The organism is Nocardioides sp. NPDC092400 (genome assembly GCF_040684155.1).
Taxonomy (GTDB): Bacteria; Actinomycetota; Actinomycetes; order Propionibacteriales; family Nocardioidaceae; genus Nocardioides.
Window position 1 is genome coordinate 764,814 of sequence record NZ_JBFBFJ010000002.1, and the last position, 26,103, is coordinate 790,916.

Sequence of the window (26,103 nt, forward strand, 5' to 3'; positions counted from 1 at the left end):
CCTGTGCTGCTGCGGCGACGGCCCCGAGGGGACCGCTCCCGAGCTGTCAGCACGCGACCCTAGGAGGTCGCGGCGGGGCCGGCGGGACGGAAAGCCCTGGTCAGGGGCTTCTTTGAGGACCTCTTGCGTTTCGCGGCCGAGCGGACTGGACCGATGCGGGCCCTTCCTCCGTTTTTCCTCAAGACGGCACGCGCGGGCCGGTCGGTTGCTACCCGGCCGGCGACGCCGGGGAGACCGGGGACGCCGGCGCGGAGGGCACGGCGGCGCTGCCGCCCATCAGCCGTGCCGCGAGCCGACCCCAGTCGGTCGGCTCCGCCGGGGCCTCGGCGAGCAGCGACATCGGGTCGCCGGCGTGGTCAGCCCACACCCAGAACAACGAGCCGATGCCGTGGTCGGCCGCCCAGGCCAGGTAGTCCTCGACGAACCCGTCGAGGGGGTCCTCCGCGCCGAGCTCGCCGGTGATGACCGGGACGCTGTCGGCCAGCGGGGCCAGCACCCGGTCCCAGCAGGCGCGGTCGGCGCAGGCCTTGAAGTCGTAGGCGTGGAAGGACGCGACGAGCTGGTCGTCGTCGGGCGCGAACTCCAGCCAGTGCTCGAGGTCGTTGGCGTAGTCCAGCCCGCCCAGCAGCACCGGCTGCTCCGCGCCGGCGTCGCGGATGGTGGAGACCACCCGGGCCATGCCCTGCACGGGGAACGTCACCCGCCCGTCGGTCGCCGTCCGGTCGTCCTCGACCGGTGCGCCGCAGCCGCCGTCGCGCCAGCACGGCCAGGTCAGCTCGAAGACCAGCCGGTCGGCGCCGTCGTAGCGGCTGTACGGCTCGTTGAACGCGTCGAACATCACCGAGGGGTCGTCGCGGTACGCCGTGGCCACCGAGGTCCAGAAGGCGAGGGACTCGGGGTCGGGCATCGCGAGGTTGCCGAACTCCGGGGCGGTCAGCCGCTTGCGGCTGTGCAGGTCGAGCACCACCACCAGCCCGGCGCGGTGCAGGGCGTCGACGAAGCGGCGCACCTCGGCGCGGTAGCCCTGCGGGCTGCGCTCGTCGTGCTGGTCGCTCACCGGGGCGCCGCGGGTGCCCAGCCAGCAGTCCTGGTTGAGGGGCAGGCGCACGGTGTTCGCGCCCCAGCGCGCGATCGCCTCGGCCTCACCGGTGTAGGGGTCGCCGCCGAGGAGCGAGTCGAGCGCGGAGTAGCCCCAGCCCTGGGCGCAGGCGTACTCGAAGCTGCTCCAGCTGACCCCGCGGGGCGTGAACGCCGCACCCGTGCGGGAGTCGACCAGCCGGTCGCCGTCGACGCGCACGTGGGCCGCGCCGCCGGCCGGGTCGTCGGCGGGGTCGCCTCGCAGGGCCACCGCCACGGCGGCGGCGCCGACGAGCAGCAGCACGACCGCCGGCACCAGCCAACGCAGCACCCGACGCGCAGGACGGACCACGGAGCCCCCCTCTCCCGGGCGTCATCGTAGGTCCGCATCCGTGGGACCGCGGAGTTTCGAGGATGCCCGAGGGTTAGATTGAGGGCGTGTCCGAGACCGTCTTCACCTACGCAGCACCGGCGCTGAAGTTCGGTACCGGCGCCTCCGACGAGATCGGCCACGACCTGCGCTCGTACGGCGCGCAGCGGGTCCTGCTGGTCACCGACCCGGGCGTCGCCGCAACCGGCCACCCGGCGCGCATCGCCGAGCAGCTCGCGGCCCGCGGCCTCGAGGTCACGACGTACGACCGCGCCCGCGTCGAGCCGACCGACACCTCCCTGGTCGAGGCGATCGAGTTCGCTCGCGACGCCGGTCCCTTCGACGCCGTGGTCGCGGTCGGCGGCGGCTCGGCGATCGACACGGCCAAGGCGGTCAACCTGCTCACCACCAACCCCGGTGAGCTCATGGACTACGTCAACGCCCCCGTCGGGAAGGCGCTGGCCCCCACCGAGCCGCTGCTCCCGCTCGTCGCCGTGCCGACCACCACCGGCACCGGCTCGGAGAGCACCACCATCTGCGTGCTCGACGTGCTCGCGCTGCACGTGAAGACGGGGATCAGCCACCCCGCGCTCCGGCCCCGGCTGGCCGTGGTCGACCCCGCGCTGACGATGACCCAGCCCGCGATGGTGACCGCCGCGTCCGGCATGGACATCCTGTGCCACGCACTGGAGAGCTACACGGCGCGCTGGTACGCCGACTTCGACGCCAAGCAGCCCGAGCAGCGGGTGCCGTACTGCGGTGCGAACCCGGTCGCGGACATGTGGTCGGAGAAGGCGCTGTCGCTGCTGGCCGGCGCCTTCCGCACGGCGGTCCGCGACGGCTCCGACACCGTCTCGCGCGAGCAGATGGCGCTCGCCGCGACCTTCGCCGGCCTGGGCTTCGGCAACGCCGGCGTGCACATCCCGCACGCCAACGCCTACCCGATCGCCGGCCGCGTCCGTGACTTCCGCCCCGAGGGCTACCCGGCCGACGAGCCGATCGTGCCGCACGGCATGGCGGTGTCCCTGACCGCGCCGGAGGCGTTCCGCTTCACCTTCGCGGCCGACCCCGGGCGCCACCTGCGTGCCGCGAGCCTGCTCGAGCCCGACGCCGACCTCGGCGCGGGCCCCGACGTCCTGCCCGGGGTGCTGACCCGGCTGATGCGCGACATCGGCATCCCCAACGGCCTGGCCGAGGTCGGGTACGGCGACGGCGACGTCGAGCCGCTCGTCGACGGCGCCCTCAAGCAGCAGCGCCTGCTGGCGACCGCTCCGCGGGAGGTGACCGGCGAGGACCTCGCGTCGGTCTTCCGCGGGTCGATGGAGCACTGGTGACCGCTCGCCTCACCTTCGCCGGCTCCGTCGTCTGCTTCCTCCTCGCCCTGGTGTCCGCGGGTCTCCTGCTGCCCGCCGAGGTGCCGCTCCACTTCGGCGGCTCGGGCGAGCCGGACCGGTGGGGGAGCCGCACCGAGGCGCTGGTGACGATGGGCCTCGGCGGCGGGCTGCTCGCCCTCCTGCTGGGGGGCGGCGCCGCCCTCGTCGACATGGTCCCGGTGGTCCACCTCAACGTCCCGCACAAGGCCTGGTGGATCGCCACGCCCGCACGGGAGCGCCGGGTGCGGTCGATGATGCGCACGGACCTCTACGCCATCGCCGCCGCGACCATGCTGCTGCTCGTGGTGGTCGTGGTCGCCACGACCGGCGCGGCCCGGTCGGAGGACCCGGCCCTCGGGCCCCTCTTCCTCGCCGGCCTCGCCTGCTACCTGACCTTCGTGACCGGCTGGACGGCCTGGTCGCTGCGCACCCGCTACCGCCCGAGGACCGACACGTGACCGTGACCGACCCCGCTCCCGCCGGCCCCGAGACCGGCCCCGAGACCGGCACCGTGACCAGCGCCGACCTGCTCGTCGAGCTGCGTCGGCGCGGCGTGACCGACGCGGACGACTCGACGCTGACCCGGGCGCTGTACTCCTCTGACGCCTCGTTGTACCGGGTGGTGCCGCAGGCGGTGGTCCGCCCGCGCGACGCCGACGAGCTGACGGCGGTGGTCGACGTGGCACGGGCGCTGCGGGTGCCGCTGACGATGCGCGGCGCGGGCACCTCGATCGCCGGCAACGCGGTGGGCCGCGGGCTGGTCGTGGACACCGTGAAGCACCTGGACCGGGTGCTCGAGGTCGACCCCGAGGCGCGCACGGCCCGGGTGCAGCCGGGCGTGGTGCACCAGGTGCTGCAGAAGGCGGCCGCGCCGCACGGGCTGCGGTTCGGGCCGGACCCCTCGACGCACACCCGCTGCACGATCGGCGGGATGATCGGCAACAACGCCTGCGGCTCCCGCGCGCTGGGCTACGGCCGGACCTCCGACAACGTGGTGGCGATCGACCCGGTCTGGGGCACGGCCGCCGACGACGTACCGGCCCGGCTGGCTGCCTTGGCCGAGGAGCACCTGGGGCACGTCCGCACGACGTTCGGCCGGTTCTCCCGCCAGGTCAGCGGCTACTCCCTGGAGCACCTGCTGCCCGAGCGCCGCTCGGTCGACCGGTTCCTGGCGGGCTCCGAGGGCACCCTGGCGGTGGTCCGCGAGGCCACGGTCCGGCTGGTCGAGGAGACCCCGCGACAGCTGGTGGTGCTCGGCTACCCCTCGATGGTCGACGCCGCGGACGCGGTGCCGGCGATCCTGGCCGCCTCGGGCCGGCCCGTGGACGCCTCGGTGGGCGTCGAGCGCGGCGGCCTCGTGGCGTGCGAGGGCCTGGACGCCCGCATCGTCGACCTGGTGCGCGCCCGCGGCGGAGCGGTGCCCGACCTGCCGCGTGGCGCCGGGTGGCTCTTCGTGGAGGTCAGCGACCCGGGCCTGCTGGCGCCGGTCGTGGCGGTCGCCGGTGCCCTGGAGTCGCGGGTCGTGGAGTCCGCGGCCGAGGCCGCGGCGCTGTGGCGGATCCGCGAGGACGGCGCCGGGCTGGCGGCGCGCTCGCTGGCGCGGCCGGCGCACGCGGGCTGGGAGGACGCCGCCGTGCCGCCGGAGCACCTGGGTGCCTGGCTGCGCGACTTCGACGAGCTGCTGCGCGAGCACGACCTGGACGGGGTGCCCTACGGCCACTTCGGCGACGGCTGCGTGCACGTCCGCATCGACTTCCCCTTCACTCCCGGCGGTGGCGGGGCCGGGGGCGGGGACTCGCGGTTCCGGGAGTTCCTGGTCGCGAGCGCGACGCGGCTGGCGCACTACGGCGGCTCGCTGTCGGGCGAGCACGGCGACGGCCGGGCGCGCTCGGAGCTGCTTCCGCTGATGTACGACGAGGCGTCGCTGCGGCTCTTCGGCGCGGTCAAGGCGATCTGCGACCCCGACGGGATCCTCAACCCCGGCGTGCTGGTCGACCCCGACCCCCTGGACGCCGACCTGCGCCCCGAGCAGCCGCGGGCGCGGGTGCGCACCGCGCTGCGGTTCCTCCACGACGAGGGCTCGATGGGTGACGCGGTGCACCGCTGCACCGGCGTCGGGAAGTGCGTGGTGCCCTCCCTGCCCGGCGCGGGTGTGATGTGCCCCTCCTACCTGGCCACGCGCAACGAGAAGGACTCCACCCGCGGCCGCGCCCGGGTGCTGCAGGAGGCCCTCGACGGCTCGCTGGTGGGCGGCCTGAAGGACCCCGCGGTCCACGAGGCGCTCGACCTGTGCCTGTCGTGCAAGGGGTGCGCCTCGGACTGCCCGACCGGCATCGACATGGCGACCTACAAGTCCGAGACGCTGCACCAGACCTACTCCGGCCGCCGGCGGCCGCTGACCCACTACACCCTGGGCCGGCTGCCGAGGTGGGCCGCGCTGGCCGCGCCGATGGCGCCGGCGGTCAACAAGATGATGCGGTCCGGGACGCTGGCCCGGGTGGCGAAGGCGACCGCCGGGATCGACCAGCGGCGCTCGGTCCCGCTCTTCGCCGAGCGCACCCTGCGCAAGCAGGCGGCCCAGCAGCAGGCCCAGCAGCAGGGCCGGCAGCAGGGCCGGCCGAGCGGGCAGGTCGCGGGCGCGGAGGCGCCGGACGTGTGGCTGTGGGCGGACTCCTTCACCGACCACTTCCAGCCCGGCAGCGGGCTGGCGGCCATCCGCTTCCTGGAGTCGACCGGGCTGCGGGTGCGCGTGATCCCGGAGTCTGCGTGCTGCGGGCTGACCTGGATCACCACCGGCCAGCTGGACAAGGCCCGGCGCATCGCCGCCCGCACGGCGGCCACGCTCGCGCCGTACGTCGAGAGCGGCGTGCCGGTCCTCGGCGTCGAGCCCTCCTGCCTGGCCTCGTTGCGCAGCGACCTGGCCGAGCTGACCGAGGACCCCCGGGCGGCCGTGGTGGCCGGGGGAGTCCTGACCTTCGCCGAGCTGCTCGAGCGGCTCGAGGTCGCGCTGCCCGACCTCACCGGCGTCGAGGTCGTCGCGCAGCCGCACTGCCACCAGTCGGCGGTGCTCGGCTGGGCCGCGGACCAGCGGCTGCTGGAGCGGGCCGGCGCCACCGTCACCCGGGTGCCGGGCTGCTGCGGGCTGGCCGGCAACTTCGGCGTCGAGAAGGGCCACTACGAGACCTCGGTGGCGGTGGCGGAGACCCACCTGCTCCCCGCCGTGCGGGCCAACCCGCAGGCGGTCGTGCTGGCCGACGGGATGTCGTGCAAGATCCAGCTCGACGACCTCGCGGACGTCCCGGCGCTGCACCTGGCCGAACTGCTCGCCAGTAGGCTCGAGGGGTGAACCCGCGCCACCGCAGACTCGTCATCCCGGTCGCGCTGGCGGTCCTCCTGGTCATCGTCGTCGTCTCGGCCGTGGTGAACCGGTGAGCGAGCCGCTCCTGCGCGTCCTGGCCCGGATGCGGGGCCACCTGCTCGACCCCGAGGTGCTCGTCAAGGCCGTGGCCTCGGGCAAGCAGAAGGGCCAGCAGCCGCGCTGGCGCCGCGTCGAGCTGCGCTACGTCGACATCAAGGCCGGGCGCCACCTCCAGGTCACGGCGTACGACGCCACGCAGGCCCACACCGCCAACCACGCCGTCGGCGACGCCGCCCGCGACGCGGTCGACGAGCTGCTCGACGAGCCGTTCGCCAGCTGGCACGTCGAGACCACGACCGAGTCGCACCAGGTCCGGGTCACCAAGAAGCTCGAGGCGGTCGTGCACACCACCGCCCGCGAGGAGGCCGTCGAGCCCGACCGCGGCCACGACCGCGACAAGGAGCGGCTGCTGCCCGAGGACGACCCGGTCTTCCGCGCGCTCGGACTGGCCGACGCGCAGGGTCGGCTCAAGCCCAGCCGGCACGCCAAGCTGCGCCAGGTCGAGGAGTTCCTCCGGCTGCTCGACTCCTCGGTGACCGACGCGATGGACAAGGGCCACCTGCGCCGGCCGACCGCCGAGGAGCCGCTGCGCGTCGTCGACCTCGGCTGCGGCAACGCCTACCTGACCTTCACCGCGCAGCGCTACCTCTCCGAGGTGCGCGGGCTGCCGGTCGTGGTCACCGGCGTCGACGTCAAGGAGCAGTCGCGCGAGCACAACAGCGCGGTCGCCGCGCAGCTCGACGTGCACGCGGAGTTCGTCGTCGGCTCGATCGCCGGTGCCGAGCTCGACCCGGCCCCGGAGGTGGTGCTGGCGCTGCACGCGTGCGACACCGCCACCGACGAGGCGCTCGCCCGTGCGGTGGAGTGGGACGCCCAGCTCGTGCTCGCCGCGCCCTGCTGCCACCACGACATCGCCGCGCAGCTGCGGCGGTCGCCGACCCCGGCGCCGTACGCGCTGCTCACCCGGCACGGCATCCTCCGCGAACGGCTCGCCGACACCCTCACCGACGGCCTGCGCGCCGCCCTGATGCGGATGCAGGGCTACCGCGTCGACGTCGTGCAGTTCGTGGAGTCCCAGCACACCCCGCGCAACACCATGCTCCGCGCCGTGCGCACGGGTTCACCGGTCAAGGGCGGCGGGGTGCGCAAGGAGTACGACGAGCTCGTCACCACCTGGTCGATCCGGCCGAAGCTGGCCGAGCTGCTCGGACTGCCCGGACTGCCCGGGACGGGCTGATGCCGCTGGAGCGGGCGCTGACCGCGCTGGCCGTCGTGCCGTTCCTGCTCGGCGCCGCGTCCGCGCCCGCGGGTGCCGACGGGGAGGTCGCCTTCCGCTTCACCGACCCCGAGATCGTCGAGTCCAGCGGGCTGGCCGTCGTCGACGGGCTGTTCGTCACCGTCAACGACTCCGGCGACACCGGCCGGGTCTTCACGGTCGACCCCGCCACCGGCGACACGGTCGGGGTGACCACGTGGGCCGACGACCCGGTCGACGTCGAGGCGGTGGCGCCCGCCGGCGGCGGGTCGGTGTGGGTCGGCGACATCGGCGACAACCCGGGCACCCGGTCCTCGGTCACGGTGGCCCGGGTCCCGGTGGGCCGCGGGGAGCGGTCCGTCACCGGGACGACCGACGTGGCGACGTACACGCTGGTGCACCCGGAGGGCCCGCAGGACGCCGAGTCGCTGCTGGTCGAGCCGGGGACCGGCCGGCTGGTGGTGGTCAGCAAGACGATCTTCGGCGCGGAGGTGCTCGAGGCGCCCGAGCGGCTGCGCGAGGGCGTCGACAACGAGCTGGTGCCGGTGGGTGCCGGGCTGCCGATCGCGACGGACGGCGCGTTCTTCCCCGACGGCCGCCACCTGGTGCTGCGCGACTACGCCCGTGCGGTGGTCTACACCTGGCCCGACCTGGAGCAGGTCGGCGAGGTGCAGCTGCCCGACCAGCAGCAGGGCGAGGGGATCGCCGTCGACGGCCGCGGCCGGGTCTACGTCAGCAGCGAGGGTGTCGGCGCGCCGGTGCTGCAGGTGCCGCTCCCGGCGGACCTGCGCGCGACCGTGAACGCCACGGACACCCGTCCGGACGGGAGCGGCGGCCTGGGCGTGGACCTGACCGAGGTCCAGGAGGCCGAGCGCCCGGAGTGGCCGTGGTTCATCGGCGGGTTCCTCGGGGTGGCGGTGCTCGTCGCGCTGCTCCGGTCCATGCGGCCCCGCTGAGCCGGTTTGCCCCTCGGTCCGGCGGGACACCGTCGCGGCATGCCCCGTCTGCGTCGTACGTCGCCGGACCAGCCCGGCTGGACGCGTCGGCGTGCCGGCAAGGGCTGGGTCTACCTCGACCAGCACGGCGAGCGTCTGCCCGAGGAGGCGGTCGGCCGGATCCGTGACCTGGTGATCCCCCCGGCGTGGAAGGACGTGTGGGTCACGCCGTACGACAACGGCCACCTGCAGGCGGTCGGGACCGACGACGCGGGCCGGCGGCAGTACCTCTACCACCAGGCCTGGCGCGAGCGGCGGGACGCGGAGAAGTTCGCGCGGATGGAGGAGTTCGGCGCCGCGCTCACCCGCGCCCGCGAGCTGGTGGTCGCCGACCTGGGTCGCGAGGGGATGCCGCTGGAGCGGGCGTGCGCGGCCGCGGTGCGGCTGCTCGACCTCGGCTACTTCCGGATCGGCAACGACGTCTACGCCGACACCAACGGCAGCTTCGGGCTCACCACCCTCGAGCGCCGGCACGTGCGGCGCCAGCAGGACCGGCTGGTCTTCGCGTTCGTCGGGAAGTCCGGTGTGCAGCACCGCATCGAGATCGACGACGCGATCGTGATCGAGACGATCGAGTCGATGCGCCGCAGGCGTGGCGGGCCGGGGCGGCTGCTGTCGTACAAGGAGGGCCGCTCCTGGCGCGACGTCCTCCCCGCGCTCGTCAACGAGTACGTCCGGGCCTCGACCGGGCTCGAGGCCACCGCCAAGGACTTCCGCACCTGGCACGCGACGGTGCTGGCCGCCGCCGCCCTCGCCGCCACCCCCGAGCACGGGGAGAGCGCGGCCTCGCGGAAGCGGGCGGTCTCCGGTGCGATGAAGGAGGTGTCGTCGTTCCTCGGCAACACCCCCACGCTCGCCCGGTCCTCCTACGTCGACCCGCGGGTGATCGAGGCCTACGAGGGCGGGCGGACCATCCACGAGGCCACCGACAAGGAGTACGACTCGCCCGACGAGCGCCAGGCCGGCCTCGAGCGGGCCACCCTCGACCTGCTCCGGGGAGAGTGAGCAGATGCGGATCACCGTCGTCGAGGGCGACATCACCGAGCAGCACGTCGACGCGGTCGTCAACGCCGCCAACCGGCGGATGCGGGGCGGGGGCGGGGTCGACGGCGCCGTCCACGCCGCGGGCGGCCCGGAGGTGCTGGCCGACTGCGAGCGCCGCTTCCCCCGGGGCCTGCCCACCGGCGACGCCGGCTGGACCACGGCCGGCCGGATGCCGGCCCGCTGGGTCATCCACGTCGTCGGCCCGAACCGCACCGCCGGGGAGACCGACCGGTCGCTCCTGACCTCCTGCTACCGCCGGGCCCTCGAGGTTGCCGACGAGCTCGGCGCCCGGTCGGTCGCCTTCCCGCTGGTCTCCGCCGGTGTCTACGGGTGGCCGCTCGACGACGCCGTCGACGCCGCCCTGGAGACCCTCCGCACCACCCGCACCTCCGTCGAGGAGGCGCGGATGGTCGCCTTCGGGCGGCGGGCGTACGACGCCATCAGCTCGCGGCTCGACCCGCCACCCGTCGCGGTCAGGTGAGGCGCTCGAGGACCCAGTCGATGCAGGCGGTGAGGGCCTCGACGTCGGCGGGGTCGACGGCGGGGTACATCGCGATCCGCAGCTGGTTGCGGCCGAGCTTGCGGTAGGGCTCGGTGTCGACGATGCCGTTGGCGCGGAGCACCGCCGCGAGGCGGGCGGCGTCGACCTGCGGCTCGAAGTCGATCGTGCCGATGACCAGCGAGCGGTGCGCCGGCTCGGCGACGTACGGGAAGGCGAGCGGGGAGGCCTCGGCCCAGCCGTAGAGCGCGGAGGAGGAGGCCGTGGTCCGCTCGACCATGCCGGTGAGACCGCCGTTGGCGAGCATCCAGTCCAGCTGCTCGGCCATGAGGAAGAGCGTCGCGACCGACGGGGTGTTGTAGGTCTGGTCCTTGGCCGACTGCTCGATGGCGGTGGGCAGGTCGAAGAACGCCGGGACGTACCGGTCGGAGGCGGCGACGCGCGCCGCCCGCTCCAGCGCGGCGGGCGACATGACCGCCAGCCAGAGCCCGCCGTCGGAGGCGAAGCACTTCTGCGGTGCGAAGTAGTAGGCGTCGACCTGGGTGAGGTCGACCGGCAGCCCGCCGGCGCCGGACGTGGCGTCGACCAGCACCAGCGCCTCGTCGGCGGTGGTGCCGGCGGGCCGGACGACGGGGGCCATGACGGCGGTGGAGGTCTCGTTCTGCGCCCAGGCGTAGACGTCGACGCCCCCCTCGGCCACGGCCGAGGGCAGCGAGCCCGGCGGCGCGGTGACGACGCTCGGCTCCTCCAGCCACGGTGCGGCGGTGGCGGCGGTCGCGAACTTCTGCGAGAACTCCCCGAAGACCAGGTGCTGGCTGCGCCGCTCCACGAGCCCGTACGTCGCGGCGTCCCAGAACGCCGTCGCGCCGCCGTTGCCGAGCACGACCTGGTGCCCCTCCGGCATCGAGAAGAGCTCGGCCAGTCCCTCGCGCACGCGCCGGACGACCGCCCGCACCGGCTCCTGGCGGTGGGAGGTGCCCATCAGCGAGGTGCCGGTCGCGGCGAGGGCGTCGAGGTGCTCGGCCTGCACCTTCGAGGGCCCCGCGCCGAAGCGGCCGTCGGCGGGCAGCAGGTCGGCGGGGATGCGGAGCCGGTCCGGCGACTCCAGGTGGGCCACGTCGGTCATGAACTGCCTTCCGGGTGGGTAGGAGGTGCTCCCTGACGACGCTGTCAGCGCTCCTCGAGTCTCTCAGCAGGCCCGGGGCTCCACGGAATCGGAGGACCTCATGACCGGTGACCACCCCGGGCTGCGCCACCAGTCCGGCGCCCGCACGTCCTTCCGCGTCGCCGGCTGCGTCCTGGCGCCGGTCGGCCTCGCGGTCTCCGGCTACGGCTTCGCCTCCTTCCTCGGCCACGACGGCTGGGACGCGCCGACCACCGGGATCGCCTGCTTCGTCGGCGGCTTCCTGGTCCTCATGGTCGGGGTGCTGTGCCTGCAGGCCGGCTTCGGCGGGGTGGCCGCCCGGTACGGCGCCGGCGAGACCGTGCCCGTCCTCAAGGACTCCGCGTCGTACCTCTCCGACGGGCAGGGGATCATGGGTGCCGGCCGCACCGTCGACGACGGCCCGCAGACCCGCGGGGCGCCGGCGGCCGGCCCGTACTGCCGCTCCTGCGGCGTGCGCAACGACCCGGATGCGAGGTTCTGTGACAGCTGTGGAGGTTCGCTCGCCTGAGGCGGGCGGGGACCGACTACGCGTCGTCCGCGTCGACTACGGCCACCCGGACGCGGTCGCGCTGATCGAGCAGGTCCAGGAGGAGTACGTCACGCGGTACGGCGGCCGCGACGAGTCGCCGGTGGAGCCGGACATGTTCGTGCCGCCGACGGGCAGCTTCTTCGTGGGGTACGTCGGCGGCACCCCGGTCGCCACCGGCGCCTGGCGCCGCTCGGGCGTCGAGGCGCTGGGGACGACCGGGACGGCCGAGGTCAAGCGGATGTACGTCGTGCCCGCGGCCCAGCGCCGCGGCCACGCCCGCCGGATGCTCGAGCACCTCGAGCGGACGGCCGCCGAGGCGGGGTACGAGGCGCTCGTCCTCGAGACCGGCCTGCGCCAGCCCGAGGCCATGGCGCTCTACGAGTCGTGCGGCTACGCCTCGGTCCCGGGCTTCGGCTACTACAAGGACGCCCCGCTGTCCCGCTGCTACGCCAAGGTGCTGACCCCGGCCTGAGGGGTCAGCCCAGGGCGCGGCGCACGGCCTCGGCGAGCGGGGTCACCGGGCGGCCGAGCAGGGACTCGAGGTCGGCGGGGTCGACCTCCAGCTCACCGACCGAGATGGCGCGGTCCACGTCGGCCAGCACGGCGTCCATGGGTGCGGGCACGCCGGCGCCGGCCAGCACCTGGCGGAGCTGCTCGACGGGCACGTCGGTGTAGGCCACCTCCTGGCCGATCGCGCCGGAGACGGCCGCGGCGATCTCGGGGAGCGTGACGGCGGGGCCGCCGAGCTCGTAGGTCCGGCCCTCGTGGCCCTCGCCCGCCAGCACCGCGGCGGCGGCCTCGGCGTACTCCGAGCGGAGCGCCACCGACACCCGGCCCTCCCCGGCGGCGCCGAGCATGCCGTGCTCGCGGTAGGTGTCGACCTGGCCGGTGTAGTTCTCGACGTACCAGGCGTTGCGCAGCACCGTGGTGGCCAGCCCGCTCGCGGCGAGCAGCTCCTCGGTCTCGCGGTGCGCACCGGCGAGCAGCATCGACGTCGTGGTGGCGCGGGGCGCGGACGTGTAGACGAGGTGCGCGACGCCCGCCGCGACGGCGGCGTCGACCACGGTGCCGTGCTGCGCGACCCGGTCGGGCTCGGTGCCGGAGACGAGCAGCACCTTCTCGGCGCCGGCGAGGGCGGCGTCGACGGCGGCGCGGTCGCCGAGGTCGACCCGCAGCACGCGGACGCCGCGTTCGGCGAGGTCGGCGATCCGCTCGGTGGCGCGGCCCGTGGCGGTGATGTCGGCGGCGGGCACGCCGCGCTCGAGCAGGGCCTCGACGGTGAGCCGGCCGAGGTGGCCGGTCGCTCCGGTGACGACGATGGACATGGGTCCTCCTGGGGAGTGTGCGGGGTGGTCGCCCTCCCCAACCGGGCAGGTCAGATGTTGCTTCCCATCGGATAGCAGGCACTTTGAAGTGCACTGGGTACCTGGTGGATAGTGTCCAGGTGAGCACCGCACCCGCCGCCGACCCGTTCTCCGCCGAGTGCCCGACCCGGTCCGTCCTCGACCGGATCGGCGACCGCTGGACCGTGCTGGTGCTCCTCCTGCTGGCCCGCCGCAGCCACCGGTTCACCGAGCTCGCGCGCGGGATCGAGGGGATCAGCCCCAAGGTCCTGACCCAGACGCTGCGGGCCATGGAGCGGGACGGCCTGGCGACCCGCGAGGTCTTCGCCGAGGTGCCGCCGCGGGTGGAGTACACCCTCACCGACCTCGGTCGCAGCCTCGTCGAGGCGGTCGCCGCCCTCGAGGCGTGGACCCGCGGGCACTTCGACGAGGTGCTGGCCGCCCGCGCGGCGTACGACGCGCGGTGACCGGCACCTGACCCGCTCGGGCGGTCCGCGGCGGCCGACCGGGGGAGTCCGCGCCGATCGGCCACGCCCGGGCCGGTCGCGTCCGTACCCTCCTGCGGTGCTCCGACGACTGCTCCGACGCCTGCTGGGACGCCTGGTCCTGCCCCTCCTACTCCTGGTCGCCGTGCTCGCCCCGAGCGTGCCCGCCGCCGGTCTCGAGGACTACGCGCCGTACCAACCGCAGACCAGGTGCTCGCCGCACGCCAAGCCCGGCACCGAGGCGCTCGGCCGGTGGCTCGTGCGCCGCTACGGCGGGTCCTGGGGCGGGGTCTCGCGCAGCTGCGGCAGCGGCACCTCCGAGCATGCCGAGGGCCGCGCCTTCGACTGGACCCTGGACGCGAGCACGAAGCAGGGGCGGCGCACCGCACGCGCGTTCCTCCGCGACGCCTTCGCCGCCGACGCGAAGGGACGCGAGCACGCGAAGGCTCGCCGGATGGGCATCATGTACGTCATCTGGGACGACCGGATGTACGCCGCGTGGGACGCCTTCGAGCCCGAGCCCTACCTGAGCTCCTCGTGCCGCAAGCGCGCGAAGTGCTCGGCCACCCTGCGCCACCGCGACCACGTGCACATCTCGCTGACCCGCAAGGCCGGTCGCGGGAGGACGTCCTGGTACGCCGGGCGGGTCGACGCCGGCTGAGCGGCCGCCCCCGACGGCACCGGAGGACGACACCGGCCGCCGACACGGAGGGGTCGACGGCCGGCGGTGGTCGGTCAGGCGGTGCGGTCAGGCGGTGCGGCTCACTCCGCCCACTCGGCCTTCCAGCCCTCGATGGTCTCGGGCCCGCGCGCGGCGGGGCCGGTGTAGACCGCGGAGGGCCGGATGAGCCGGCCGGTGCGCTTCTGCTCCAGGATGTGCGCCGACCAGCCGCCGGTGCGGGCGCAGGTGAACATCGAGGTGAACATGTTCGCCGGGACCTCGGCGAAGTCCAGGACGATGGCGGCCCAGAATTCCACGTTCGTCTCGAGCACCCGGTCGGGCCGGCGCTCGCGCAGCTCGGCGAGCGCGGCCTTCTCGAGCGCCTCGGCGACCTCGTAGCGAGGCGCGTCGAGCTCCCGAGCGGTGCGGCGCAGCACGCGGGCGCGGGGGTCCTCCGCGCGGTAGACGCGGTGGCCGAAGCCCATCAGCCGCTCGCCGCGGTCGAGCAGGCCCTTGACGTACGCCGTCGCGTCGCCGGACTCCTCGACGTCGCTGATCATGCCGAGCACCCGCGAGGGCGCGCCGCCGTGCAGCGGTCCCGACATCGCGCCGATGGCGCCGGAGAACGCGGCGGCCACGTCGGCGCCGGTGGAGGTGATGACGCGGGCGGTGAAGGTCGAGGCGTTCATGCCGTGCTCGGCGGCCGAGGACCAGTAGGCGTCGATCGCCTTGACGTGCTTGGGGTCGGCCTCGCCCTTCCAGCGGACGAGGAACTTCTCGGCGAGCGTCGAGCCCTCGTCGACGACCGACTGCGGCACGACGGGCTGGTGCAGGCCGCGGGCGGACTGCGCGGCATAGGACAGCACCATGACGGCAACGCGGGAGAGGTCGGCGCGGGCCTGCTCGTCGGAGATGTCGTAGGTCTGGCGGAAGCCGAAGGCCGGCGCGAGCATCGCGATCGCGGCCTGGACGTCGACGCGCACGTCGCCGGTGTGGACCGGGATGTTGTAGGCCTCGGCCGGCGGCAGGCCGGGGTCGAAGGAGCCGTCGATGAGCAGGCCCCAGACGTTCTCGAACGGCACCCGCCCGACGATGTCCTCGATGTCGACGCCGCGGTAGCGCAGCGCCGAGCCCTCCTTGTCGGGCTCCGCGATCTCCGTCTCGAAGGCGACGACGCCCTCGAGCCCGTGGTGCACGTCCACCATCGTCCTGACTCCTTGTCGCAGTGCGTGACGCACCCGGACGGGTGGGCCCCGGGCATTCTGTACCCATCCCTACGCTGGCGGCATGGCCGACCCCGCACGAGACCCCGCACGAGGCGAGCTGGACCTGCGCAGCCTCCGGCACGAGTACGCCGCGGCCGGGCTGGCCGAGGACGACCTGGCGCCGGACCCGGTGACGATGTTCCGGCGCTGGTTCGCGGAGGTCGAGGACGCCGTCCACGAGCCCAACGCGATGGTGGTCGCCACCGTCTCCGCCGACGGGCAGCCGTCCTCGCGGATGGTCCTGCTCAAGGGGCTCGACGAGCGCGGCTTCGTCTTCTTCACCAACACCGGCTCGCGCAAGGGCGCCGAGCTCGCGGCCAACCCCCGGTGCGCGCTGCTCTTCCCCTGGCACCCCCTCGAGCGGCAGGTGCGCGTGGACGGTGTCGCCGAGCCGCTGTCGCGCGAGGCGGTCGCCGACTACTTCGCGGTCCGTCCGCGCGGCTCCCAGCTCGGTGCCTGGGCCTCCCACCAGTCCCGCCCGGTCGCCGGGCGCGAGGAGCTCGCCGCGGCGTACGACGAGGTCGAGGCGCGCTTCGCCGACGTGCCGGACGGCGGGCTCCCGGTGCCCGAGGAGTGGGGCGGGTACGTCGTGCGGCCGGAGGCCGTGGAGTTCTGGCAGGGCCGGCCGGGCCGGATGCACGACCGGCTGGTCTACACCCGATCGGGTGACGCGTGGCGGACGCAGCGGTTGGCCCCGTAATCCCCTTGAGCGTCCCCGGTGCGCGACCTACCGTTGCCGTACACGGGAAAGGAGGTGGTCCGGAGAATGAGTTCTTCTTGGACGCGTGAGGTGGCTGCCCGCTAGCAGCCCCAGCAGGACGACGGGCTCGTGCCACGAGCCCCGACGCTGCTGGCGAATCCCAAGCAGCTGCCCGACCCGCAGGTGAACCGGCCCCGTCCGCCGGCTCGGCCCCCGACAGGGGGCCACACCTGCGGGTCGCTGCATTTCCGGCCGGGTCCGGTGCGCGGGGAGTTGGTCGTGGGGCGAGGACGGAATAAAGTTGCTTCCGTCAACCTTTGACTGAGCATGACTGCAGCACCCGTACCGACGAAGCGAGAACCCGTGACCCAGGCACCACCCGCGCCGACTGCTGCGCAGTCCGGCGAGATGACCCACCGCGAGATCCTCGAGGCCCTCTCCGGCCTCCTGTTGGCGATGTTCGTCGCCATGCTCTCCAGCACCGTGGTCAGCAACGCCCTGCCACGCATCGTCACCGACCTCGAGGGCAGCCAGAGCGGCTACACCTGGGTCGTCGTGGCGACGCTGCTGACGATGACCGCGACGACGCCCATCTGGGGCAAGCTCGCCGACCTGTTCAGCAAGAAGATGCTGGTGCAGGTCGCCCTCGTCATCTTCGCCATCGGCTCGCTCATCGCCGGTCTCGCCCCGAACATGGAGGTGCTGATCGGCGCCCGGGCCTTCCAGGGCCTCGGCGTCGGTGGTCTCACCGCGCTGGTCCAGGTCGTCATCGCCTCGATGGTGAGCCCGCGTGAGCGCGGCCGCTACTCCGGCTACATCGGTGCCGTCTTCGCCACCGCGACCGTGAGCGGCCCGCTGCTCGGCGGCCTGATCGTGGACTCCCCGCTCGGCTGGCGCGGGTGCTTCTACGTCGGCATCCCGGTCGCCCTGCTCGCCTTCGTCGTGCTGCAGCTCAAGCTGCACCTGCCGGTGGTCAGGCGGGACGTCAAGATCGACTACACCGGCGCGACGCTGATCGTCGCGGGTGTCTCCATCCTGCTGATCTGGGTCTCCCTGGCCGGCGACCAGTTCGCCTGGGCCTCCGCCACCACCGCGGTCATGCTCGTCGCCGCGGCCGTGGTCATCGCCGCCGCGCTGTACGTCGAGGCGAAGGTCGCCAGCGAGCCGGTCGTCCCGCTGCGCCTCTTCCGCGACCGCACCACGTCGCTGGCCACGCTGGCCTCGGTGATGATCGGTGTCGCGATGTTCGGCTCGACGGTCTACCTGAGCCAGTACTTCCAGATGTCACGGGGCATGTCCCCGACCCACGCGGGCCTGATGTCGATCTGCATGGTCGGCGGCCTGCTCGTCTCGAGCATCGTCTCCGGCAAGGTCATCACCGCCACGGGCCTGTGGAAGCGTTGGCTCGTCGGTGGCTCGGTCCTCGTCGTCGCCGGCTTCGCGCTGCTCGCGACGATCGACGCCGACACCTCCCTCGCCGTCGTCGGCCTGTTCATGGCAGTCCTCGGCGTCGGCATGGGTGCGACCATGCAGAACCTCGTCCTGGCCGTGCAGAACAACGCCAAGGCCGCCGACCTCGGCGCCGCCAGCTCCGTCGTCGCGTTCTTCCGCTCCATCGGCGGCACGGTCGGCGTGTCCGCCCTGGGTGCGCTCCTGGCCCACCAGGTCTCCGACCACATGGCCTCCGGCCTGCGCCGGCTCGGTGTCGACCCGGGTGCGGCCGGCGGCTCGGGCAGCATCCCGGACCTCGACCAGCTGCCCGCCCCGATCCGCTCGCTCTACGAGCAGAGCTTCGGCGACGCGACCGGCCACCTCTTCATGGTCTCGGTGCCCTTCGCGGTGGTCGCCCTCCTGTGCGTGCTCTTCATCAAGGAGGTGCCGCTGCGCACCAGCACCGCGGACGTGCCGGACACCAAGGCGCCCGAGGCGACCGACGAGCTGAGCGCACGATGACCACGGTCGCCTCGTCACCCGCCGGTGGGCAGTCGGCCGTGACGGACCGCGGGGAGTCGGTGCGCCGGCTCGAGCAGGAGGTCGGCGTCGTCATCCGCCGGGTGCGCCGCGTGATCGGCGAGCGCGCGCGGGCCGTCCACCCGGACCTGCAGCCCTCGTCGTACCTCATGCTCAGCTACCTGGTCGACCGCGGCCAGCTGCGGGCCTCGGAGATGGCCGAGGTCTTCGGCATCGACAAGGGCGCGATCAGCCGGCAGGTGCAGCACCTGATGGACCTGCAGCTGATCGACCGGTCGCCGGACCCGAAGGACGGCCGGGCCACGCTGCTGTCGGCCAGCGAGGACGCGGTGCGCCGGCTCGACGAGGTCGCCGCGATGCGGCGCCAGTACCTCGACGAGCGGCTCGGTGACTGGTCCGACGAGGAGCTCGCCGACTTCGCGGACACCCTCGCCCGCTACAACCGGACGCTGGGCCTGGAGTAGGCCCGTCCGACCCGCCTCGTGATGCCCAGCGCGCGCCCCGGCGCGCGCTGGGCATCACGTGCGTCGGGGGTCAGCCCGCGAGCCAGGCGGCGGTGTCGGGCGCGAGGCCGTCCACGACCGGACCGCTCGCGAGCAGCAGCTCACCCTCGGGGAGCGGCACCGTCTCCTCGCCGCAGTTGACCACGACCGTGACCGGTCCGCGGCGGAAGGCCAGCACGTCGTCGTGGCCGCTGGCCAGGACCTCGACGTCGTCGCCCGCGGTGGTGGCGAAGGTACGCCGCGCGGCCAGCGCCGAGCGGTAGAACGCCAGCGTGGAGTCGGGGTCGCCCGCCTGGGCCTCCACGCTCAGCGGGGCCCAGTCCGACGGCTGGGGGAGCCAGGGCTGCTCGGTGCCCGGGCCGAACCCGAACGGCGGCGCGTCGCCGCTCCACGGCACCGGGACGCGGCAGCCGTCGCGGCCGACCTCGCCGGTGCGGAACCACGAGGGGTCCTGCCGGAACTCCGGCTCCACGTCGACCTGCTCGAGGCCGAGCTCCTCGCCCTCGTAGAGGTAGGAGGAGCCGGGGAGGGCGAGCATCGCCAGCGTCGCGGCGCGGGCCCGCGCCAGGCCGGTGGCGCCGCCGCCGTACCGCGTGACGTGCCGGACGACGTCGTGGTTGCTGAGCACCCAGGTGGGGGAGGCGCCCACCGGGGCGACCGCCTCGAGGGTGCCGGTGATGACGTCGGCGAACGCCTTGGCCGACCACGGCGCGAGCAGCCAGGCGAAGTTGAACGACTGCTGCATCTCGTCGGGCCGCACGAACCGCGCCATCGACTCCGGAGTCTGCGTCCACGCCTCGGCCACCATCATCCGGTCGCCGTCGTACTCCTCGAGGACGGCGTGCCAGCGGCGGTAGACGTCGTGCACCTCGGGCTGGTCCCACATCGGCTCGTCGCGCAGGGTGCGCTCGACCATCGAGTGCTCCTCGTTGATCGGGGCGCCGCTGCCGAGCTCCTCGCCCTCGCCGACCTCCTGGTCGCGCAGGCCCTCCTCCTTGACCAGCCCGTGGGCCACGTCGACGCGGAACCCGTCCACGCCGCGGTCGAGCCAGAAGCGCAGCACGTCGGCGAACATGTCGCCGACCTCGGGGTTGCGCCAGTCGAAGTCGGGCTGGCTGGAGTCGAAGAGGTGGAGGTACCACTGCCCGTCGGGCAGCTGGGTCCACGCCGGGCCGCCGAAGACCGAGAGCCAGTTGTTCGGCGGCTCGCCGGGGCGGTCGGCGGGGGAGTCGCGGAAGATGTAGCGGGCACGCTCGGGGCTGCCCGGCTCCGCGGCGAGCGCCGCCTGGAACCACACGTGCTCGTTCGAGCTGTGGTTGGGGACCAGGTCGACGATCACCTTCAGGCCCAGGTCGTGCGCGGTCGCGACGAGGGTGTCGGCGTCGGCGAGGGTGCCGAAGCGCGGGTCGACGTCGCAGTAGTCCGCCACGTCGTACCCGTGGTCGTGCTGCGGGGAGGTGTAGAACGGCGTGATCCACAGGGCGTCCACCCCGAGGTCGCGCAGGTACGGCAGCCGCGAGGTGATGCCGGGCAGGTCACCGATGCCGTCACCGTCGCTGTCGGCGAAGCTGCGGACGTAGACCTGGTAGGTGACCGCGTGCCGCCACCACTCGGAGCCGGCTCCGGCGTCGGACGCATGGGTTGGATCGTTCAAAGCCATGCCCTCCATGAAACCAGACGGCGCTCGCCCGCCGGAGCGTCAGCCGAAGGTGGCCGGGTCGATCTCGAACCACACCTGCTCGGCGGCCGCGAGCAGCTCGCCGTCGCCGGTGCGCAGGGCGGTCGCCGTGTGGTGGCGACGGCCGTCGCGGCGGCGCACCGCGCCGGTGACGACGTGCTCGGCGCCGGCCTCGGGCAGCGCCACCACCCGCGCGGTCATCGAGCCGAGCACCATCGCGCGCTCGCCGATCCCGGCCGCCCACGCGCCGGCGCAGTCGATCGCGGACCAGGTCGCCTCGACCGAGGTGTGGTCGGAGTGCGGGGTCCAGGGCGCCGCGACCAGGCCGTCGGCGACCGGCCCGGGGAAGATCCGCAGGCCGTCGCCGGCGGCCCGCTCGGTGCCGCACGAGAAGCAGTGGCCGAACGGGTGGCTGCCGAAGCCGGCGTACGCCGCCGCGGCGGCACGGGCGTGCTCGGGCGCGACCGGCTCGAGCGGGTCGGGCAGCGGCTCGGCGGCCGGCCGGGCCTGCAGGACGACCTCGCCGCCCCGCAGCGCCACCGTCCAGCCGTCGCGCTCGGCGACCTCCATCGGCTCCTCCAGCGGCGGCGGCTTGCGCAGCCGCACCTCGACGGCTCCGGTCCCGCCGACCCGCGCCGCGACCGCCCCGGCGCACCAACCTCCGTTGCCCGAGCCCGGCGGGCCGTTGAAACGGGCGGGGACGAGCAGGGGAGCGGCGCCGGGCGAGGTGGAGGTGGTCACCCGGGGCAGTCTGCCGACCTCACCGGATCCGCTCCCACCGGGCCAGCGCCTCACGGCGCTCCTCGGCGTGGTCGACGACCGGCTCGGGGTAGCCCACCGCCGCCCGCACCTCGCTCGACGGCTCGTGCGGGTCGGGCACCTGCTCGGGGTCGGCGAGCTCGGCGACCCAGCGCCGGACGTAGGAGCCGTCGGGGTCGAACTTGCGGCCCTGGCCGGTGGGGTTGAAGACGCGGAAGAACGGCGAGGGGTCGGTGCCGGAGCCGGCCACCCACTGCCAGCCGTGGTTGTTGGAGGCCAGGTCGCCGTCGGCCAGCCAGTGCAGGAAGTGCCGGGCGCCGTGCTGCCACTCCACGTGCAGGTCCTTGACCAGGAAGCTCGCGGTGATCATCCGGACCCGGTTGTGCATCCAGCCGACCGAGCGCAGCTGCCGCATCCCGGCGTCCACGACCGGGAAGCCGGTGCGCCCCTCCTGCCAGGCCGCGAACAGCTCGCCGGGCTCGTCGTAGGCGAGGTTCGCGTACTGCGTCTTGTAGTACTCCCGCGCGGTGCGCGGCTGGTGCCAGAGCACGTCGGCGTAGAACTCGCGCCACCCCAGCTCCTTGGCGTACGTCGCCGCGCCGGTGCTCCGCCTCCGGGCGAGGTCGGCCAGCAGCTGCCGGGGGTGCACCTCGCCGTACTTCAGGTGCACCGACATCCGCGAGGTGCCGTCCGTGCCCGGGAGGTTCCGCTCCTCGTCGTAGTCGTCGACCCGGTGCTCGAGGAAGTCGGCCCACCGGTCCCGGGTGGCGTCCTCGCCGGCCTCGGGCAGCTCGAGCCCCGGGGGGAGCGGGGGGTCGGGGATCTCGGTGGTGTCCGCCTCGAGCGCCACCCACGCCCCGTGGCGCGGTGCCGGCACCGGGTCGGGCCGCTCCTGCTGCTGCCAGGCCCGGTAGAACGGCGTGAACACGCGGTAGTGGTCGCCCGAGCCGTTGACGACCTCGCCGGGCGGCACGGCGTACGGCGACCCGGTGCGGACCAGCTCGACGCCGGCCTCGCCCAGCGCCCGCTCGACCGCCTCGTCGCGCCGGCGGCCGTAGGGACCGAAGTCCGCCGCCACGTGCACCCGGGCGGCGCCGGCGGCCCGGGCGGCGAGGGGCACGCGGCGTGCCGGGTCGCCGCGGACCACCTGCAGGCCGGGTGCCCCCAGCGCGCGCAGGCCCGCGTCGAGGGCCCGCAACGAGGCGGCCAGGTAGGCGCGCCGGCTCGGCCCGGCCGGCCCCCACAGGTGCGGGTCGAGGACGAACAGCGGGAGCACCGCCCCCTCCGCGCACGCCTCGAGCAGCGCCGGGTTGTCGCGCAGCCGCAGGTCGCGCCGGAACCACATGATCGTGCGCCGCCCGTCGGGGTCCGTGCTGGCCGGAGAGTCTGAGGTCACGTCTGGCACGCCCCTCCGGTGCCCAGCGAGGTGCCGCGGCATGGCCGATGGGACACAATGAGCGGCGTGAGCGACCTGATCGACACCACCGAGATGTACCTCCGGACCATCTACGAGCTGGTCGAGGAAGGGATCGTCCCGCTGCGTGCCCGGATCGCCGAGCGTCTCCACCAGAGCGGCCCGACGGTCTCCCAGACCGTCGCCCGGATGGAGCGGGACGGGCTGGTGACCGTCGAGGGCGACCGCCACCTGGAGCTCACCGACGAGGGCCGGCGCCTCGCCGTGCGGGTCATGCGCAAGCACCGGCTGGCCGAGCGGCTGCTGACCGACGTCATCGGCCTGGACTGGGAGCTGGTCCACGAGGAGGCGTGCCGTTGGGAGCACGTCATGTCCGAGACCGTCGAGCGCCGCCTGCTCGAGCTGCTCGACCACCCCACGGAGTCGCCGTACGGCAACCCCATCCCGGGCCTGGCCGAGCTGGGCCAGGAGTCGCTCCCCGAGAGCTTCATGGACGGCGTCGAGCCGCTCTCCCGCGCCGCGGGCTCCGCCGAGGGCCGCGTGCTGGTGCGCCGCATCTCCGAGGAGATGCAGAAGGACGAGGTCCTGATGAGCGCGCTGCGCCGCGTCGGCGCGCTGCCGGACAAGACCGTCACCGTGATCGCGACCGGCGAGGGCGTGCTGATCGGTTCCGGCGGCGAGACCGCCGAGATCGTCCCCGAGGCCGCCAACCACATCTTCGTCCGCCAGCTCTGAGGCGCAGCGGGCACGAAGCCCCGGAGGGTCGAGACCTCCCCCTCTCGTCGGCACCGGCCGGCCCGACCTGAGCGTTCTGGTCCCGACCAGTGCCGAAGGTCCCTTCCGGTCTGGACACCATCGCCCTAAAGTGGGTACCGGCGTCACCGTTCCCCCCGCGGTGCGTTGTAGGCACGGTCGCCGGGGGCGGCGACCGTTCTCTGAGGGGAGAGACCGTGCACCGTCTGATGACGCCTGACCGCGCGACCGGGGCCGGCCGCGTGCGCGTGGCGCACTCGTCGACATCGCTGAGCCACGGCCTAGAGCCGCACGAGGCGGTCGTCCTGGCCGGCTCCGACGGCGAGCAGCACCTCGCGGTGGTGGCCGACATCGAGTTCGAGCTCGAGGACACCGTCTACGTGCTCGAGGTCGGCGCCCGCGTGCCGCCGGAGACCGCGGACCGGTTGGTCGCCGGCGCGGGCGAGCCCGCCGGCGAGGAGGGCGTCACCGCCGTGATGGAGCTCCTCGGCCAGCTGCGGCGCCGCGTCGTGCGGCAAGCTCGCTGAGCAGCTCGCTGCAGCCCACGTCGAGCCGGTACGTCGCCAGCTCGTCGCCCCGCGTCGCGCCCCGGTTGACGATCACCACCGGCGTCCCGGCCTTGGCCGCCCGCCGCACGAACCGGAACCCGCTCATCACCGTCAGGCTGGACCCGGCCACCAGCAGCGTCCCCCCGGTCGCCGCCAGGTCGTCGACGGCGGCGTAGCAGCGCTCGACCCGGTCGGGCGGCACGTTCTCGCCGAAGAACACCACGTGCGGCTTGAGCACCCCGCCGCACTCCTCGCACGCGGGGACGACGAAGCCCGCGACCACCTCGGGGTCGTCGAGCTCCACGTCGCCGTCGGGGTTGACCGCGACCGCCGCGTGCTGCTCGGCGAACCCGGGATTGGCCGCGGTCATCCGGTCGTGCAGGTCGGCGCGGGCCGAGACCGTCCGGCAGTCCAGGCACACGACCTCGGCGATCCGGCCGTGCAGGGTGACGAGCCGCCGCTGGCCGACCCGCTCGTGCAGGCCGTCGACGTTCTGGGTGATGAGCAGGTCGGGGTCGATCTCGGCGAGCGCCTGGTGCCCGGGGTTGGGGTCGGCGTGCCGCATCCGGCCCCAGCCGAGGTGGCTGCGGGCCCAGTAGCGCCGGCGCGCGGCCGGCCCCGAGACGAACTCCGCGAACATCATCGGGGAGCGGGGCGGCCGGCCCGGGCCCCGGTAGTCGGGGATGCCGGAGTCGGTCGAGAGCCCGGCGCCGGTCAGCACGACGAGCGGTCCGGCCCCGAGGAGGGCCAGCGCCGCGTCGTACCCGGTGTCGTGCCCGGTGTCGTGCTCGGCCGTCGGGGTCATCGGCCGTAGCGCAGCGCGGCCCGGGCGCGCGCCTTGTCCGCCTCCACCTCGCGGTTCTTCGGCGGTGCGGTGGTGACCAGGTCCTCGAGCAGGTGCTGGGTGATGTGCGCGATCTCGGCGACGGCCCGGTCGAACGTCGCCTGGTTGGCCTGCGAGGGCTTGGTGGTGCCGCTGACCTTGCGGACGTACTGCAGGGCCGCCGCGGTGACCTCGTCGCCGGTCGCCGGCGGCTCGAAGTTGTTGAGGGGGCGGATGTTCCGGCACATGCCTCCAGCGTACGTTTCAGCCATGGCCAGCGACCGCGCTCCCGACCGCGCCCACGACGTCGTCCTCCTCGGCGCCACCGGCTTCACCGGTGGGCTGACCGCCGAGTACCTCGCCCGGCACGCCCCCGAGGGGCTGCGGTGGGCGATCGCCGGGCGCAACGCCGAGAAGCTGGCGCGGGTGCGCGACCGGCTGGCCCGGATCGAGCCGCGGCTGGCGGACCTGCCGCTGCTGACGGCCGACAGTGCCGACCCCGCCTCGCTCGCCGACCTCGCGGCCTCCACCCGGGTCGTCGTGACCACCGTGGGGCCGTACCTCACCCACGGCGAGCCCCTGGTCGCCGCGTGCGCCGAGGCCGGCACCGACTACCTCGACCTCACCGGCGAGCCCGAGTTCGTCGACCGGATGTTCACCGCGCACCACGAGGCCGCCCAGCGCAGCGGTGCCCGGATCGTGCACGCCTGCGGCTTCGACTCCGTCCCGCACGACCTCGGCGCCTTCTTCACCGTCCAGCAGCTCGCGCCGGTCGACGGCCCGCTCACCCTGCGTGGCGTGGTGCGCGGCAGTGGCACGGTCTCCGGCGGCACCTTCCACTCCGCGATGACGCAGTTCTCCCGCGCCCGGCAGATGCGCGCGGCGTCGAGCGAGCGGCGGGCGCTGGAGAAGCGGCTCGGCCAGCGGCCCGAGGGCCGTTCGTCGCGGGCCGTCGCCGGCAAGCCGCACAAGGACCCGGTCACCGGCTACTGGCTGCTCCCGCTGCCCACGATCGACCCGTTCATCGTCGCGCGCAGCGGCGACGCCCTCGCGGCGTACGGTCCGGAGTTCCGCTACTCCCACTACGCCGGCACCAAGACCCTGCGGTACGCCGCGGGCGGAGCCGTCGGCGTGACCGCGCTGGCCGCCGCCGCGCAGGTCGGCCCCGTGCGCAACCTCCTGCTGGGCCGGATCAAGCAGGGCGAGGGCCCCGACGAGGCGCGGCGGGAGAGGTCGTGGTTCACCGTCGACTTCGTCGGCGAGTCCGGTGGCCGGACCGTGCGCACCCGCGTCTCGGGCGGTGACCCCGGGTACGGCGAGACCGCCGCGATGCTCGCCGAGTCCGCGATGTGCCTGGCGCTCGACGACAACCCGCCCACCTCGGGGTCGGTCACCACGGCCGCGGCGATGGGCGAGCACCTGCTGGCCCGCCTGCAGGCCGCAGGGCTCCGCTTCGAGGTCCTCGACTGAGGGGA

The 26,103-nt window shown here is 74.3% G+C and carries 26 protein-coding genes; 17 read left to right on the forward strand and 9 right to left on the reverse strand.

Annotation, left to right across the window (positions count from 1 at the left end; genetic code table 11):
- Positions 1-208 precede the first annotated feature (208 nt).
- Complete coding sequence (locus AB0N29_RS11135; protein ID WP_364866627.1) at positions 209-1,429, reverse strand: cellulase family glycosylhydrolase; 1,221 nt, start codon at positions 1,427-1,429, stop codon at positions 209-211.
- Positions 1,430-1,515: 86 nt separating this feature from the next.
- On the opposite strand from AB0N29_RS11135, the gene AB0N29_RS11140 reads away from it, so the two are divergent.
- The 7 genes from AB0N29_RS11140 to AB0N29_RS11170 all read left to right on the forward strand — a co-directional run bounded on the left by AB0N29_RS11140 (position 1,516) and on the right by AB0N29_RS11170 (position 10,013).
- Positions 1,516-2,781, forward strand: a complete 1,266-nt coding sequence (locus AB0N29_RS11140) for a hydroxyacid-oxoacid transhydrogenase (protein ID WP_364866630.1) — start codon at positions 1,516-1,518, stop codon at positions 2,779-2,781.
- Complete coding sequence (locus tag AB0N29_RS11145; protein ID WP_364866632.1) at positions 2,778-3,278, forward strand: DUF1648 domain-containing protein; 501 nt, start codon at positions 2,778-2,780, stop codon at positions 3,276-3,278. The genes AB0N29_RS11140 and AB0N29_RS11145 overlap by 4 nt, the downstream gene beginning before the upstream one ends.
- A complete protein-coding gene (locus AB0N29_RS11150) occupies positions 3,275-6,166 on the forward strand; it encodes an FAD-binding and (Fe-S)-binding domain-containing protein (RefSeq protein WP_364866634.1) in 2,892 nt (963 codons plus the stop codon). Before AB0N29_RS11145 ends, AB0N29_RS11150 begins: the two co-directional genes overlap by 4 nt.
- An 82-nt stretch (positions 6,167-6,248) precedes the next feature.
- Complete coding sequence (locus AB0N29_RS11155) at positions 6,249-7,475, forward strand: SAM-dependent methyltransferase (protein WP_364866636.1); 1,227 nt, start codon at positions 6,249-6,251, stop codon at positions 7,473-7,475.
- Positions 7,475-8,449: a hypothetical protein gene (locus AB0N29_RS11160; RefSeq protein WP_364866638.1), complete on the forward strand. Its 975-nt coding sequence runs from the start codon at positions 7,475-7,477 to the stop codon at positions 8,447-8,449. The genes AB0N29_RS11155 and AB0N29_RS11160 overlap by 1 nt, the downstream gene beginning before the upstream one ends.
- A 39-nt stretch (positions 8,450-8,488) precedes the next feature.
- A complete protein-coding gene (locus AB0N29_RS11165; RefSeq protein ID WP_364866641.1) occupies positions 8,489-9,493 on the forward strand; it encodes a DNA topoisomerase IB in 1,005 nt (334 codons plus the stop codon).
- 4 nt (positions 9,494-9,497) lie between these two features.
- Positions 9,498-10,013 carry an O-acetyl-ADP-ribose deacetylase gene (locus AB0N29_RS11170; protein WP_364866643.1) on the forward strand — a complete coding sequence of 172 codons (516 nt, stop codon included), beginning with the start codon at positions 9,498-9,500 and terminating at the stop codon, positions 10,011-10,013.
- Here the strand turns inward: AB0N29_RS11170 and serC are convergent.
- Positions 10,006-11,157: a phosphoserine transaminase gene (gene serC, locus AB0N29_RS11175; protein ID WP_364866645.1), complete on the reverse strand. Its 1,152-nt coding sequence runs from the start codon at positions 11,155-11,157 to the stop codon at positions 10,006-10,008. The two genes, AB0N29_RS11170 and serC, sit on opposite strands and share 8 nt — an antisense overlap.
- 100 nt (positions 11,158-11,257) lie before the next feature.
- Between serC and AB0N29_RS11180 the strand changes: the two genes are divergently transcribed.
- A complete protein-coding gene (locus AB0N29_RS11180; RefSeq protein WP_364866648.1) occupies positions 11,258-11,704 on the forward strand; it encodes a zinc ribbon domain-containing protein in 447 nt (148 codons plus the stop codon).
- The gene (locus AB0N29_RS11185; RefSeq protein ID WP_364866650.1) at positions 11,685-12,197 is read left to right on the forward strand and encodes a GNAT family N-acetyltransferase; all 513 of its coding nucleotides are present in this window, start codon (positions 11,685-11,687) and stop codon (positions 12,195-12,197) included. Before AB0N29_RS11180 ends, AB0N29_RS11185 begins: the two co-directional genes overlap by 20 nt.
- Positions 12,198-12,201: 4 nt before the next feature.
- Here AB0N29_RS11185 and AB0N29_RS11190 read toward each other — a convergent pair whose 3' ends face one another.
- Positions 12,202-13,050 carry an NmrA family NAD(P)-binding protein gene (locus AB0N29_RS11190; protein ID WP_302269644.1) on the reverse strand — a complete coding sequence of 283 codons (849 nt, stop codon included), beginning with the start codon at positions 13,048-13,050 and terminating at the stop codon, positions 12,202-12,204.
- A gap of 119 nt (positions 13,051-13,169) precedes the next feature.
- Between AB0N29_RS11190 and AB0N29_RS11195 the strand changes: the two genes are divergently transcribed.
- The gene (locus AB0N29_RS11195; RefSeq protein ID WP_364866652.1) at positions 13,170-13,535 is read left to right on the forward strand and encodes a helix-turn-helix domain-containing protein; all 366 of its coding nucleotides are present in this window, start codon (positions 13,170-13,172) and stop codon (positions 13,533-13,535) included.
- A 97-nt stretch (positions 13,536-13,632) separates the two neighbouring features.
- Positions 13,633-14,214, forward strand: a complete 582-nt coding sequence (locus tag AB0N29_RS11200) for a hypothetical protein (protein WP_364866655.1) — start codon at positions 13,633-13,635, stop codon at positions 14,212-14,214.
- A gap of 101 nt (positions 14,215-14,315) precedes the next feature.
- Here the strand turns inward: AB0N29_RS11200 and AB0N29_RS11205 are convergent, their stop codons facing one another.
- Positions 14,316-15,419, reverse strand: coding sequence for a citrate synthase 2 (locus AB0N29_RS11205; protein ID WP_302269648.1), 1,104 nt, complete (start codon positions 15,417-15,419; stop codon positions 14,316-14,318).
- A gap of 82 nt (positions 15,420-15,501) precedes the next feature.
- On the opposite strand from AB0N29_RS11205, the gene pdxH reads away from it, so the two are divergent.
- The 3 genes from pdxH (at position 15,502) to AB0N29_RS11220 (ending at position 18,614) form a co-directional block, all read left to right on the forward strand.
- Entirely contained in the window at positions 15,502-16,179 is a 678-nt protein-coding gene (pdxH, locus tag AB0N29_RS11210; RefSeq protein WP_364866658.1) for a pyridoxamine 5'-phosphate oxidase, read from the forward strand.
- Between the two features lie 363 nt (positions 16,180-16,542).
- Positions 16,543-18,132, forward strand: a complete 1,590-nt coding sequence (locus AB0N29_RS11215) for an MDR family MFS transporter (RefSeq protein ID WP_364866660.1) — start codon at positions 16,543-16,545, stop codon at positions 18,130-18,132.
- Complete coding sequence (locus AB0N29_RS11220) at positions 18,129-18,614, forward strand: MarR family transcriptional regulator (RefSeq protein WP_364866662.1); 486 nt, start codon at positions 18,129-18,131, stop codon at positions 18,612-18,614. Before AB0N29_RS11215 ends, AB0N29_RS11220 begins: the two co-directional genes overlap by 4 nt.
- 70 nt (positions 18,615-18,684) lie before the next feature.
- On the opposite strand, the gene AB0N29_RS11225 is transcribed toward AB0N29_RS11220, so the two are convergent.
- The 3 genes from AB0N29_RS11225 to AB0N29_RS11235 are packed head-to-tail and all read right to left on the reverse strand — an operon-like array spanning position 18,685 to position 22,486.
- A complete protein-coding gene (locus AB0N29_RS11225) occupies positions 18,685-20,313 on the reverse strand; it encodes a glycoside hydrolase family 13 protein (RefSeq protein WP_364866664.1) in 1,629 nt (542 codons plus the stop codon).
- Positions 20,314-20,352: 39 nt separating this feature from the next.
- A complete protein-coding gene (locus AB0N29_RS11230; RefSeq protein WP_364866666.1) occupies positions 20,353-21,072 on the reverse strand; it encodes a hypothetical protein in 720 nt (239 codons plus the stop codon).
- A 19-nt stretch (positions 21,073-21,091) separates the two neighbouring features.
- A complete protein-coding gene (locus tag AB0N29_RS11235) occupies positions 21,092-22,486 on the reverse strand; it encodes a deoxyribodipyrimidine photo-lyase (protein ID WP_364866668.1) in 1,395 nt (464 codons plus the stop codon).
- Between the two features lie 66 nt (positions 22,487-22,552).
- On the opposite strand from AB0N29_RS11235, the gene AB0N29_RS11240 reads away from it, so the two are divergent.
- Together AB0N29_RS11240 and AB0N29_RS11245 are read left to right on the forward strand one after the other, a co-directional pair.
- Entirely contained in the window at positions 22,553-23,239 is a 687-nt protein-coding gene (locus AB0N29_RS11240) for a metal-dependent transcriptional regulator (RefSeq protein WP_302269655.1), read from the forward strand.
- Between the two features lie 227 nt (positions 23,240-23,466).
- The gene (locus tag AB0N29_RS11245; RefSeq protein WP_302269657.1) at positions 23,467-23,784 is read left to right on the forward strand and encodes a hypothetical protein; all 318 of its coding nucleotides are present in this window, start codon (positions 23,467-23,469) and stop codon (positions 23,782-23,784) included.
- Here the strand turns inward: AB0N29_RS11245 and AB0N29_RS11250 are convergent.
- Together AB0N29_RS11250 and AB0N29_RS11255 are read right to left on the reverse strand one after the other, a co-directional pair.
- Positions 23,723-24,610, reverse strand: coding sequence for a Sir2 family NAD-dependent protein deacetylase (locus AB0N29_RS11250; RefSeq protein ID WP_364866671.1), 888 nt, complete (start codon positions 24,608-24,610; stop codon positions 23,723-23,725). The genes AB0N29_RS11245 and AB0N29_RS11250 overlap by 62 nt on opposite strands.
- Positions 24,607-24,876 (reverse strand): DUF2277 domain-containing protein, encoded by a 270-nt coding sequence (locus AB0N29_RS11255; RefSeq protein ID WP_302269659.1) that lies wholly within the window; start codon positions 24,874-24,876, stop codon positions 24,607-24,609. The genes AB0N29_RS11250 and AB0N29_RS11255 overlap by 4 nt, the downstream gene beginning before the upstream one ends.
- Positions 24,877-24,898: 22 nt before the next feature.
- Here AB0N29_RS11255 and AB0N29_RS11260 point away from each other — a divergent pair, with 22 nt between their 5' ends.
- Positions 24,899-26,098: a saccharopine dehydrogenase NADP-binding domain-containing protein gene (locus AB0N29_RS11260; RefSeq protein ID WP_364866673.1), complete on the forward strand. Its 1,200-nt coding sequence runs from the start codon at positions 24,899-24,901 to the stop codon at positions 26,096-26,098.
- Positions 26,099-26,103 lie beyond the last annotated feature (5 nt).

What these genes read in the sequence shown, in the direction of transcription:
- AB0N29_RS11245 (WP_302269657.1), top strand. Translation starts at nt 23,467, where the DNA reads ATGACGCCTGACCGCGCGACCGGGGCCGGCCGCGTGCGCGTGGCGCAC.
- AB0N29_RS11180 (WP_364866648.1), top strand. Translation starts at nt 11,258, where the DNA reads ATGACCGGTGACCACCCCGGGCTGCGCCACCAGTCCGGCGCCCGCACG.
- AB0N29_RS11260 (WP_364866673.1), top strand. Translation starts at nt 24,899, where the DNA reads ATGGCCAGCGACCGCGCTCCCGACCGCGCCCACGACGTCGTCCTCCTC.
- AB0N29_RS11205 (WP_302269648.1), bottom strand. Translation starts at nt 15,419, where the DNA reads ATGGTGGACGTGCACCACGGGCTCGAGGGCGTCGTCGCCTTCGAGACG.
- AB0N29_RS11220 (WP_364866662.1), top strand. Translation starts at nt 18,129, where the DNA reads ATGACCACGGTCGCCTCGTCACCCGCCGGTGGGCAGTCGGCCGTGACG.
- AB0N29_RS11170 (WP_364866643.1), top strand. Translation starts at nt 9,498, where the DNA reads ATGCGGATCACCGTCGTCGAGGGCGACATCACCGAGCAGCACGTCGAC.
- AB0N29_RS11225 (WP_364866664.1), bottom strand. Translation starts at nt 20,313, where the DNA reads ATGGCTTTGAACGATCCAACCCATGCGTCCGACGCCGGAGCCGGCTCC.
- pdxH (WP_364866658.1), top strand. Translation starts at nt 15,502, where the DNA reads ATGGCCGACCCCGCACGAGACCCCGCACGAGGCGAGCTGGACCTGCGC.
- AB0N29_RS11165 (WP_364866641.1), top strand. Translation starts at nt 8,489, where the DNA reads ATGCCCCGTCTGCGTCGTACGTCGCCGGACCAGCCCGGCTGGACGCGT.
- AB0N29_RS11160 (WP_364866638.1), top strand. Translation starts at nt 7,475, where the DNA reads ATGCCGCTGGAGCGGGCGCTGACCGCGCTGGCCGTCGTGCCGTTCCTG.
- serC (WP_364866645.1), bottom strand. Translation starts at nt 11,157, where the DNA reads ATGACCGACGTGGCCCACCTGGAGTCGCCGGACCGGCTCCGCATCCCC.
- AB0N29_RS11190 (WP_302269644.1), bottom strand. Translation starts at nt 13,050, where the DNA reads ATGTCCATCGTCGTCACCGGAGCGACCGGCCACCTCGGCCGGCTCACC.
- AB0N29_RS11255 (WP_302269659.1), bottom strand. Translation starts at nt 24,876, where the DNA reads ATGTGCCGGAACATCCGCCCCCTCAACAACTTCGAGCCGCCGGCGACC.
- AB0N29_RS11250 (WP_364866671.1), bottom strand. Translation starts at nt 24,610, where the DNA reads ATGACCCCGACGGCCGAGCACGACACCGGGCACGACACCGGGTACGAC.